Annotated in this window: 10 protein-coding genes; 2 read left to right on the top strand and 8 right to left on the bottom strand. The window is 62.5% G+C overall.

What is annotated here, in order from left to right; translation table 11 throughout:
* The 3 genes from hydA to EOA86_RS10350 form a co-directional block, all read right to left on the bottom strand.
* Positions 1–1,278, bottom strand: a 1,278-nt coding sequence (gene hydA, locus EOA86_RS10360) for a dihydropyrimidinase (protein ID WP_128341536.1), incomplete at its 3' end; no start/stop codon positions are given.
* 62 nt (positions 1,279–1,340) lie between these two features.
* The gene (locus EOA86_RS10355) at positions 1,341–2,591 is read right to left on the bottom strand and encodes a Zn-dependent hydrolase (RefSeq protein ID WP_128341535.1); all 1,251 of its coding nucleotides are present in this window, start codon (positions 2,589–2,591) and stop codon (positions 1,341–1,343) included.
* A gap of 69 nt (positions 2,592–2,660) precedes the next feature.
* Positions 2,661–3,989: an aspartate aminotransferase family protein gene (locus tag EOA86_RS10350; RefSeq protein WP_128341533.1), complete on the bottom strand. Its 1,329-nt coding sequence runs from the start codon at positions 3,987–3,989 to the stop codon at positions 2,661–2,663.
* Between the two features lie 254 nt (positions 3,990–4,243).
* On the opposite strand from EOA86_RS10350, the gene EOA86_RS10345 reads away from it, so the two are divergent.
* The gene (locus EOA86_RS10345) at positions 4,244–4,873 is read left to right on the top strand and encodes a TetR family transcriptional regulator C-terminal domain-containing protein (protein ID WP_164891662.1); all 630 of its coding nucleotides are present in this window, start codon (positions 4,244–4,246) and stop codon (positions 4,871–4,873) included.
* A 309-nt stretch (positions 4,874–5,182) separates the two neighbouring features.
* Here the strand turns inward: EOA86_RS10345 and EOA86_RS10340 are convergent, their stop codons facing one another.
* Positions 5,183–5,398, bottom strand: coding sequence for a hypothetical protein (locus EOA86_RS10340; protein WP_245497209.1), 216 nt, complete (start codon positions 5,396–5,398; stop codon positions 5,183–5,185).
* Between the two features lie 13 nt (positions 5,399–5,411).
* On the opposite strand from EOA86_RS10340, the gene EOA86_RS10335 reads away from it, so the two are divergent.
* Positions 5,412–6,245 carry an SDR family NAD(P)-dependent oxidoreductase gene (locus EOA86_RS10335; RefSeq protein ID WP_128341530.1) on the top strand — a complete coding sequence of 278 codons (834 nt, stop codon included), beginning with the start codon at positions 5,412–5,414 and terminating at the stop codon, positions 6,243–6,245.
* 128 nt (positions 6,246–6,373) lie between these two features.
* On the opposite strand, the gene EOA86_RS10330 is transcribed toward EOA86_RS10335, so the two are convergent.
* The 4 genes from EOA86_RS10330 to preA form a co-directional block, all read right to left on the bottom strand.
* Positions 6,374–6,751, bottom strand: coding sequence for a DoxX family protein (locus EOA86_RS10330; RefSeq protein WP_128341529.1), 378 nt, complete (start codon positions 6,749–6,751; stop codon positions 6,374–6,376).
* Positions 6,752–6,810: 59 nt separating this feature from the next.
* Positions 6,811–7,269, bottom strand: coding sequence for a carboxymuconolactone decarboxylase family protein (locus EOA86_RS10325; RefSeq protein ID WP_128341527.1), 459 nt, complete (start codon positions 7,267–7,269; stop codon positions 6,811–6,813).
* A 12-nt stretch (positions 7,270–7,281) separates the two neighbouring features.
* The gene (locus EOA86_RS10320) at positions 7,282–7,800 is read right to left on the bottom strand and encodes an Rrf2 family transcriptional regulator (protein ID WP_128341526.1); all 519 of its coding nucleotides are present in this window, start codon (positions 7,798–7,800) and stop codon (positions 7,282–7,284) included.
* 373 nt (positions 7,801–8,173) lie between these two features.
* The coding region (gene preA, locus EOA86_RS10315; RefSeq protein ID WP_128341524.1) for an NAD-dependent dihydropyrimidine dehydrogenase subunit PreA at positions 8,174–9,387 on the bottom strand (1,214 nt) is incomplete at its 5' end.

The raw sequence follows: 9,387 nt of genomic DNA, 5'->3' as shown, positions 1-9,387 counted from the left end.
GACATAGCGCGGCAGGCCGGTCACCTCAAAACCTTCGAAGACGTTATAGTCGATCACCGACTGCTGCTTTTTGGCCGTGATCTTCTTCTTGCGCTTCGGGTCCCAGACGAGGATGTCGGCGTCCGCACCTTCAACGATGGCGCCCTTCTTCGGATACATGTTGAGGATCTTGGCGATGTTGGTCGAGGTCACCGCGACGAATTCGTTCATCGTCAGCCGGCCGGTGTTGACGCCCGTCGTCCACAGCACCGGCAAGCGGTCCTCGAGTCCGCCGGTGCCGTTCGGGATTTTGCTGAAATCGCCGACGCCGTTGCGCTTTTGGCTGGTGGTGAAGGCGCAATGGTCTGTCGCCACCACTTGCAGCGATCCGGCCTGCAGGCCGGCCCACAGCGAATCCTGATGCAATTTGTTGCGGAAGGGCGGGCTCATCACGCGGCGCGCCGCATGATCCCAGTCCTTGTTGAAATATTCGCTCTCGTCGAGCGTCAAATGCTGGATCAGCGGCTCGCCGAAGACGCGCATGCCTTTCTGCCGCGCCCGCCGAATGGCTTCGTGAGCCTGCTCGCAGGAGACATGCACGACATAGAGCGGCACGCCGGCCATGTCGGCGATCATGATGGCGCGGTTGGTCGCCTCGCCTTCGACCTCCGGCGGGCGCGAATAGGCATGCCCCTCCGGACCGTTGTTGCCGGCAGCCAGAAGCTTCTGCGAAAGCGCCGCCACCACATCGCCATTCTCGGCATGGACCAACGGCAGCGCGCCAAGGTCGGCGCATCGCTGGAACGACGAATACATCTCGTCGTCGTCGACCATCAGCGCGCCCTTGTAGGCCATGAAGTGCTTGAACGAGGTGATGCCCTTGTCGACGACGGTGGCCATCTCGTCGAACACCTGCTTGCCCCACCAGGTGATCGCCATATGGAAGGAATAGTCGCAGGACGCCTTCGAGGTTTTATTGTCCCACATCTGCAAGGCCTCGAGCAGCGACTGTTGCGGCGCCGGCAGGCAGAAATCGACAACCATGGTGGTGCCGCCGGCAAGGGCGGCGCGCGTGCCGCTCTCGAAATCGTCGGCCGAATAGGTGCCCATGAACGGCATTTCGAGATGCGTGTGCGGATCGATGCCGCCTGGCATGACATAGCAGCCGGTGGCATCGAACTCGTGGTCGCCATGCAGGTCCGGCCCGATGGCGATGATCTTGCCGTGCTTGAACAGCACGTCGGCCTTCCAGGTGCGGTCGGCGGTGACGATGGTGCCGTTCTTGATGACTTTGGTCATTTTTGTTCCCTTGTTTTTCTCGCGCTTCTTGGTGAGCGGCGTTCGGAAGCTTGGTTTCTAGTTCACTCCACAATCACCGCTGTTTCCACCACCGCGTGGAACAGCACGTCGGCGCCGGCCGCCGCCCATTCCTTGGTGATTTCCTCGGCCTCATTATGCGACAGCCCGTCGACGCACGGGCACATCACCATTGCGGTGGGCGCGACGCGGTTGATCCAGCAGGCGTCGTGGCCGGCGCCGGAGACGATGTTGCGATGCGTATAACCCAGGCGCTCCGCCGCATCCCGCACAGCCTTGACGCAGCCCGCATCGAAAGCGACCGGATCGAAATGGCCGACCTGCTCGATTTGATATTTGATATCGAGCGCCTCGCAGATCGTGTCGATGCCTTCGCGGATGCGCGCGTCCATCACGTCGAGCACCTCCTTTTCCGGCGAGCGGATGTCGATGGTGAAGACGGTGCGTCCGGCGATGATGTTGCGCGAGTTCGGATAGACTTCCATGTGGCCGACCGCGCCTACGGCATCGGGCTGGTAGTCCATGGCGATCTCGTGCACCAGCTCAATCACCCGCGCCATGCCGAGCCCGGCGTTGCGGCGCTGCGGCATGGGCGTCGAGCCGGTATGCGCCTCCCTGCCGGTCAACGTCACCTGCAGCCATTTCAGTCCCTGGCCATGGGTGACGACGCCGATGTCGATGCCTTCGTCCTCGAGGATCGGACCTTGCTCGATATGCAGCTCGAAGAAGGCGTGGATTTGGCGCGCGCCGACTTTCTCGGTGCCCTTCCAGCCGATGCGTTCGAGCTCCTCGCCAAATTTCTTGCCGTCCTTGTCGACATGCGAGTAGACGTCGGCCTGATCGAGCACGCCGGCGAAGACGCCGGACGGCATCATGGCTGGCGCAAAGCGCGCGCCTTCCTCGTTCGTCCAGTTGGTGACGACAATCGGGTGTTTTGTCTTGATGCCGAGTTCGTTGAGCGAGCGCACGATCTCCAGCCCGCCGAGTACGCCGAGCACGCCGTCATACTTGCCGCCGGTCGGCTGAGTATCGAGATGGCTGCCGACATAGACCGGCGGCAGATCAGGGTCAGTGCCTTCGCGGCGGGCAAACATCGTGCCCATCTCGTCGAGGCCCATTTCGAGGCCGGCTGCCTCGCACCAGCGCTTGAACAGACGCCGCCCCTCGCCGTCCTCGTCGGTCAACGTCTGGCGATTGTTGCCGCCGGCAATGCCGGGGCCGATCTTCGCCATCTCCATTATCGAATCCCACAAACGGTCTGAATTGATTCGCAGATTCTCGCCCGGAGCGGCCATTCAAGTTCCTCTCATCTATTCACGTATAGGGCGACGGTTCCCGTCGCCGCCCTATACGTTGTGGAGTATCTAGTCCACCGCCCTCAGCACTTCACGCACATGGTCGATCAATTCGTTGATCTGGCCCTTGGTGATGATCAGCGGCGGCGACAGCGCGATGATGTCGCCGGTGGTGCGGATCAGGGCGCCGCGCTCGAACGCCTTGACGAAGGCCGAGAAGGCACGCTTGGTCGGACTCCCGGGGATGGGCGCCAGCTCGATCGCGCCGATCAGGCCGATGTTTCTGATATCGATGACGTTCGGCTCGCCCTTTAGCGAATGCAGCGCGTCTTCCCAATACGGCGCCAGTTCCTCGCCGCGGGTCAGCAGGCCCTCTTCCTTGTAGGTGTCGAGCGTGCCGAGGGCTGCCGCGCAGGCGATCGGATTGCCCGAATAAGTGTAGCCGTGGAAGAACTCGATCATATGCTCGGGACCGGTCATGAAAGCGTCGTGGATTTCCTTCTTGACGAACACCGCGCCCATCGGGATGACGCCGTTGGAGACGCCCTTGGCGGTCGTCATAATATCGGGCGTGACGCCGAAATAGTCGGCGGCAAACGGCGTGCCGAGGCGGCCGAAGCCGGTGATGACCTCGTCGAAGATCAGCAGGATGCCGTGCTTGGTGCAAATCTCGCGTAGCCTCTCGAGATAGCCCTTCGGCGGCAGGATGACGCCGGTGGAACCGGCCACCGGCTCGACGATGACGGCCGCGATGGTGGAGGCATCATGCAGCGCAACGATGCGCTCCAACTCGTTGGCCAATTCCGCGTCATGCTCGGGCACGCCCTTGGTGAACGAATTCTTCTCGGGAAGATGCGTGTGCGGCATGTGGTCGACGCCACCGAGCAGCGTGCCGAACATCTTACGATTGGTGACGATACCGCCGACCGAGATGCCGCCGAAATTGACCCCGTGATAGCCCCGCTCGCGGCCGATCAGGCGGGTGCGTGAGCCCTCACCTTTGGCGCGATGGTAGGCGATCGCCATCTTCAGCGCAGTCTCCACCGATTCCGATCCGGAATTGGTGAAGAACACGTGGTCCATGCCCTTCGGCGCGAGGTCGACCAAACGGTTCGCCAGTTCGAAAACGATCGGGTGGCCCATCTGAAAGGCCGGCGCATAGTCGAGTTCGGCGGCCTGTTGCTGGATCGCCTCGGTGATCTTCGGCCGGCAGTGGCCGGCATTGACGCACCACAGGCCGGCGGTGCCGTCGAGAACCTTGCGCCCGTCGCTGGTCGTGTAATGCATGTCCTTGGCGGACACCATCATGCGGGGCGCCTGTTTGAATTGCCGGTTCGCCGTGAACGGCATCCAGAATGCGCTGAGATCGTTCGGCGTGACTTTCAGCCGGTTGGACATGACCAAGACTTCCCCTTGTAACCTGTTTCGGTGCGGCTAACGCTTGGTCTTCCCGACACTTGGTCTCTGCTGCGTTTTCGTGCTACGCAAATTTTTGACCGATCGGACAAACGTTAGCACCGCCCTGTCGGCGGTCAAGGATTACTAGCGGAAATGCGGCAGCTGAGGCGCGCTCCACAGGCCGGAGAAAAACTGGTCCAGAGAATTGGTCCAGATGACCCTCGCGGCAATGTCCTGCGGGGATGACGACAGGCATGGACACCCCTGCCCCGCGCCGCACCCGCATCCAGCAGGAAAAGCGCGAGCTCATCCTGGAGGCGGCGCTCGAGGTCTTCTCAACCAATGGCTTTCTCGGCTCGACCATCGACCAGATCGCCGAAGCCGCCGGCATGTCGAAGCCGAATCTGCTCTACTATTTCCGCCGCAAGGAGGACATCCACGAGACGCTGATGCAGCGGCTTCTGGACACCTGGCTGGCGCCGTTGCGCGAACTGGACGACATCGGCGATCCCCTAACCGAATTGCGCAGCTACATCAGGCGCAAACTCGAAATGGCGCGCGATTTTCCTAGGGAAAGCCGGCTGTTCGCCAACGAGATCCTGCAGGGCGCGCCGCGCATCATGCCGATGCTTGAAGGCGAGCTGAAGACTCTGGTCGACGAGAAGGCCGCCATCATCAAGGGTTGGATGCGCGCCGGCAAGATCGCCCGCACCGACCCCTGGCACCTGATCTTCTCGATCTGGGCGACGACGCAGCACTATGCCGATTTCGACGTTCAGGTCCGCGCCGTGCTCGGCCCCAACCGCGGCGGCGACGGCCGCTTCGAGGATGCGGCAAGGTTTCTGGAACAGCTGTTCATCGATGGGCTGAAGCCGAAAAGCTAGCGGCAAAATGGTTTAACAGGTGGAGAGCTGGTTGCAGCCGACATTCACCGTTCGCTTGGCTGTCGCAGACCATGGAGGTTGGCCGAAGCACTCATCGTTTCGTCATCCTGGGGCGCAGCAAGGAGCGAAGCGACGCGGCGCAGACCCCAGGATCCATGCCGTAACCTCAGAGCGCTGCTGCGGTGCAGAATTCTGTTCCGCCGCATTCCTCGGTTGATGTCGCGGCATGGATCCCAGGGTCTCCGCGACGCCGCTTCGCGGCTGCTACGCCCTGGGATGACGAAGCTGAGGGGCTGCGGCCAACCAACCTCACGCGCTGCGCCGCTCGGCCGGAAGCGTCTCCAGCAGCTTTTGCAACTTAGCGATCGAGTTCTGCTCGGCGAGCGGCGTGTAGACGATCAGCTTCATATCCGAGCCGTCGTCTATCGAGAAACTCATATGCTCGAACGCCATGCTGCCGGCCGTCGGATGTCTGACATGCTTTACAGGTGTGTCGGATGCCCCATCTTCCACTCGCAGCAACATGGAGGCTCCAAGCATGGAACTGAAAGACAAGACCGTCCTCATCACCGGATCGACCGACGGCGTCGGCCGCTTGGTCGCGCAAAGGCTCGGCGCCGGCGGCGCGCGGGTCCTTGTGCATGGCCGCGATGCGACACGGGGCAAGGATGTCGTCGCCGAGATCGAAGCCGCTGGCGGCAAGGCCGAGCTTCTCATCGCCGACTTCTCGTCCCTGGCCGAAGTCCGGCGTCTCGCCGAGGCTGTTCGCGCCCGCTCGGGCCGGCTCGATATCCTCATCAACAACGCCGGCATTGGCACCGCAGGCACCAAACGACAGGTCAGCGCCGACGGCTACGAACTGCGCTTTGCCGTCAACTATCTCGCCGGCTTCCTGCTCACATCGGAGCTTCTGCCGCTGCTCAAGGCGAGCGCGCCGGCGCGCATCGTCAATGTCGCCTCGGCCGGCCAGCAGGCGATCGATTTCGACGATGTCATGCTGACCCGCAACTATGACGGCGTTCGCGCTTACAGTCAGAGCAAGCTGGCGCAAATCATGTTCACCATCGATCTGGCGCAGGAACTGAAGGGCACCTATGTGACCGTCAACAGCCTGCATCCCGCAAGCTACATGAACACCACCATGGTCCGGCAGGCAGGCATCACACCTTGGAACTCGGTCGAAACCGGCGCCGATGCCATCCTCAATCTCGCGACGTCGCCCGCACTCGAAGGGCGGAGCGGCCTCTATTTCGACGGCCAGAGGGAATCCCGCGCCAACGCGCAAGCCTATGACGCAAAGGCAAGACAGCAATTGTTGACATTGAGTCTCGACCTCGTCGGGCGTCAGTCAGCCCCCTTAACATCGAGATAACGTTCACGAGCGAGAAACCCTCACATGCCGTGATCGTCGGCGGCTCTTCCGCATCGGCCGCGCCGCGCGGAAGCTGGCTGTCGCCAAAGACCGTGGCGGCGGCCTCCACGAGGCGGCCATCCAAACCGTCAAAGCGGCTGCGCCGCCAGCGCCAGGAACCCGCCGGTCAACGCCATATTGCCGACAAAGCCATTGATTCGGGACGCGCGCTCGGGCCCCTGATGACCCCAGAAATTGTGGAACATCGGGGTGGCGACAATTAGGAACAGCACCAGGCACAGAGCGGCGGCAGCGGTCCAGACACCCGATATCACCAGAACTCCGGCGACGATCTGGAGGACGATCCCCAGCCACAGCATCAGCCGCGCCTGCGGCACGCCGCGTGTCGTCATCAACTGGGTGAGGAAGGTTGCGTTCTGGACGTTGCGCAGGCCGGCAAAGACGAACGCGCCGCCAAGCAACAGGCGGGCGGCAAGAAGAATCTCATTCCCAAAATTCAACAACATGTTCTTGATTCCACAGCAAAAAGGGCACGCGGCGCAAGGCCGCGCGCCGGTTCGACCGCTCAGGCGGCTTTCGCCGCCGGCATCGGATGAATGGCCTGGAATGGGATGCAAAGCCGGTTCCAGGTGTTGATCATGCCAAGCGCGACAGACAGCTTGACCAGTTCCTCTTCCGAGAAATGCTCGAGCGTCCGCGCATAGAGTTCGTCCGAGACACCGTTATCGGCGATCTTCGTCACCGCTTCGGTCCAGGCGAAGGCAGCGCGTTCGCGCGGGGAAAACAGCGGCGATTCCTTCCAGGCGGAGACGAGATAAAGCCGCTGTTCGGTCTCGCCGTCATGGCGTGCCTCGCGGCTGTGCATCTCGACGCAATACGAACAGCCATTGATCTGCGACGCCCGCAGCTTGATCAGGTGCAACAAGCTTGTCTCGAGCCCGCATTCGTCGACCGCCTTGTTGAGCGCCGATACCGCTTTCATGATTTCCGGCGCCGCGCCGAAGAATTGCAGCCTCTGTTTCATCGTCTTCACCTTTCACGCTTGCTTGGTTGAACTCGGTTTCTGCGGTCGCTGATGGCGCTCGACAAAGGCGCAGTTCGCGGCGACTGAACGGGGATCGGCATCGCTCCTATACTGCGCCACGATGTCGGACAGACGGGCTTCGGCAAGAGCCGCGCGATAGGCGCCCTCGGCCTTCAGCATCGCGACGTTGATGCCGCAGGGTTTGACATAGGCCGCGGCATCGAGCCTGACCGGCCCGCGCTGACGGATTTCACCGCAGCGGAAGGCCGGTTCGCGTCCTTCCACGGCGAGCACGATGTCGAGCAGCGTTATGCGCTCCGCCTGCCGCGCCAGCCGGTAACCGCCTGATGGCCCGGGCACCGATTCCAGAATGCCCGACGCCGTCAACGCGTTGAGATGCTTGAGGAGATAGCTCGGCGACAGGCCGAACGCTTCCGCCATGGCAGCACCCGGCATGGTCGCCGCGCCTTCCATGCCGGCAAGCATCGCGGCGCAGTGGATGGCCGCTTCGACGCCCTCGCCTAGCTTCATCGTGCTGATCTCCGATTCATGGATACAGTTTATCGTCGATAATTTTTATCCGCAATATGAAAATGAAAAATCCCTACGTGTTTGCGATGGCCGCGAAAGAGAGATTGCCGAAGGGCGAAGGTCTGGCGGCTTTCGACACGCAGCACGCGACTTCTGTTCCTCGCCCCCGCAGCGCGGGGGAGAGGTGGCCCGGCGAAGCCGGGACGGAGAGGGGCATGACGTTTGCGACGACAGAAACGGTGAAGGATGTGGCGCAGGATAAAGGCCATCAGGGAGCCATTCCCAGCCGCCCCGAAGACCCCTCTCCGTCCCGGCTTCGCCGGGCCACCTCTTCCCCACTTCGTGGGGCGAGGAACTCCGGCTGAAGCGAGCCCTACTCCGCCGCCACCTTGGCCATCGGGTTGTTTGGATGCGTCGTCCAGTTGGCGTAGACCGGCGACACCGGTCTGCCGGTGCGCTGGTCCATCACGCCAGCCGCCAGCGGCTCCATGGTGATGCAGTTCTCGACCGGGCAGACATTGACGCAGAGATTGCAGCCGACGCATTCGGCCTCGATCACCTCGAAATGTCTGACGCCATCAACCATGCTGGTGATCGCCTGGTGCGAAGTGTCCTCGCAGGCGATGTGGCAGCGGCCGCATTTGATGCAGGCCTCCTGGTCAATATGCGCCTTGGCGACGTAGTTGAGGTTGAGATATTGCCAGTCGGTGACGTTGGGCGTGGCGCGGCCGATAATGTCGTCCAGCGAGGCATGGCCCTTCTCGTCCATCCAGTTTTCCAGGCCGGCGATCATCTCCTGCACGATCTTGAAGCCATAGGTCATCGCCGCCGTGCACACCTGCACATTGCCGGCGCCGAGCGCCATGAATTCGGCGGCGTCACGCCACGTGGTGATGCCACCGATACCGGAGATCGGCAGCCCGTGCGTTTCCGGATCGCGGGCGATCTCGGCCACCATGTTCATGGCGATCGGCTTCACCGCCGGGCCGCAATAGCCGCCATGCGAACCCTTGCCGTCGATTGTCGGCTCCGGTGCGAAACTATCGAGATTGACGCCGGTGATGGAATTGATGGTGTTGATCAGCGAGACGGCGTCGGTGCCGCCGGCAAGGGCGGCACGCGCCGGCTTGCGCACATCGGTGATGTTGGGCGTCAGCTTGGTGATAACAGGCATGCGGGTGTTGGCCTTGCACCAGCGCACCACCATTTCGATGTATTCCGGCACCTGGCCGACCGCCGAGCCCATGCCGCGTTCCGACATGCCGTGCGGGCAGCCGAAATTGAGCTCGATGCCGTCGGCCCCCGTCTCCTCGACCACCGGCAGGATGGCCTTCCACGCATGCTCCTCGCAAGGCACCATCAGCGAGACGACGATGGCGCGGTCGGGCCAGTCCATCTTGACCTGCTTGATCTCGCGCAGATTGACCTGCAGGTCGCGGTCGGTGATCAGCTCGATGTTGTTCAAGCCGAGCAGGCGGCGGTCGGCGCCCCAGATCGCGCCGTAGCGCGGACCGTTGACATTGACCACCGGCGGCCCCTCTTCGCCGAGCGTCTTCCACACCACGCCGCCCCAGCCCGCCCTGAAGG

It is taken from the genome of Mesorhizobium sp. M5C.F.Ca.IN.020.32.2.1 (genome assembly GCF_004023105.1).
Classification (GTDB): Bacteria; Pseudomonadota; Alphaproteobacteria; order Rhizobiales; family Rhizobiaceae; genus Mesorhizobium; species Mesorhizobium wenxiniae.
This window is presented reverse-complemented; position numbering and strand designations above follow the sequence as displayed.

Coding starts and splice junctions, on each gene's coding strand:
- EOA86_RS10320 (WP_128341526.1), bottom strand. CDS start 7,800: ATGAAGCTAGGCGAGGGCGTCGAAGCGGCCATCCACTGCGCCGCGATG.
- EOA86_RS10355 (WP_128341535.1), bottom strand. CDS start 2,591: ATGGCCGCTCCGGGCGAGAATCTGCGAATCAATTCAGACCGTTTGTGG.
- EOA86_RS10350 (WP_128341533.1), bottom strand. CDS start 3,989: ATGTCCAACCGGCTGAAAGTCACGCCGAACGATCTCAGCGCATTCTGG.
- EOA86_RS10330 (WP_128341529.1), bottom strand. CDS start 6,751: ATGTTGTTGAATTTTGGGAATGAGATTCTTCTTGCCGCCCGCCTGTTG.
- EOA86_RS10340 (WP_245497209.1), bottom strand. CDS start 5,398: ATGTTGCTGCGAGTGGAAGATGGGGCATCCGACACACCTGTAAAGCAT.
- EOA86_RS10335 (WP_128341530.1), top strand. CDS start 5,412: ATGGAACTGAAAGACAAGACCGTCCTCATCACCGGATCGACCGACGGC.
- EOA86_RS10325 (WP_128341527.1), bottom strand. CDS start 7,269: ATGAAACAGAGGCTGCAATTCTTCGGCGCGGCGCCGGAAATCATGAAA.
- EOA86_RS10345 (WP_164891662.1), top strand. CDS start 4,244: ATGGACACCCCTGCCCCGCGCCGCACCCGCATCCAGCAGGAAAAGCGC.